Source organism: Vibrio sp. 811, from assembly GCF_033339195.1.
The window spans coordinates 1-667 of the sequence record NZ_JAWOUB010000471.1 but is presented as its reverse complement, the minus strand read 5'-3'; the positions used below and the strand labels follow the sequence as shown (position 1 = coordinate 667).

Here is a 667-nt window from a genome sequence, read left to right as displayed (position 1 = left end):
GGTGGACAAGACGAGCCCAACACCGCAGACATTCGTGAAAATGCGTTTGTGGACTACGGCAGTCTAAAAGGTGTGGTTTCTGAAGACGACATTTATCGTGGCGATTTCTCTAGCTTGTCCGGTTATGACTTAGCGAAAGAGATGCTGGCCAAAGGCGATTTCCCAAAAGCGATGTTCATTGCTTCGGACTCCATTGCGATTGGTGTGTTACGAGCAGTGCATGAGTTTGGTTTAAACATTCCTGATGATATTGCGCTGATCAGCGTGAACGACATTCCTACCGCGCGCTTTACCTTCCCACCTCTATCTACCGTTCGTATTCATTCTGAAATGATGGGGATTCAAGGCGTGAACTTGTTAGTAGAAAAATACCGTGACGGACGCGCACTGCCCCTTCAAGTGTACGTTCCAAGCAAGCTCAAGCTACGCGGCACAACTCGATAAAAACACCCTCAAAACTGCTCAAATAAGGCACTGAATTTTCAGTGCTTTTTTATTTCTTCTTTTATTTTCTACCGAATTTTTACTGTTTTTACTTTCCAAAACAATCTAGAACGCATTCCTTTACGCTGATCACATCTTGCTCAACATTGGTCATTTAAAACGTGACCAAGTTAAAGTAAAACGTTCTCACTAATTTATTTTAGTAAAACTTTTACTAATATCT

The 667-nt window shown here is 42.1% G+C and carries 1 protein-coding gene; it reads left to right on the top strand.

Annotated elements, in window-relative coordinates:
* Positions 1–444: substrate-binding domain-containing protein (locus tag R7Q46_RS27545; RefSeq protein ID WP_318078330.1), on the top strand; the 444-nt coding region annotated here is incomplete at its 5' end.
* Positions 445–667 lie beyond the last annotated feature (223 nt).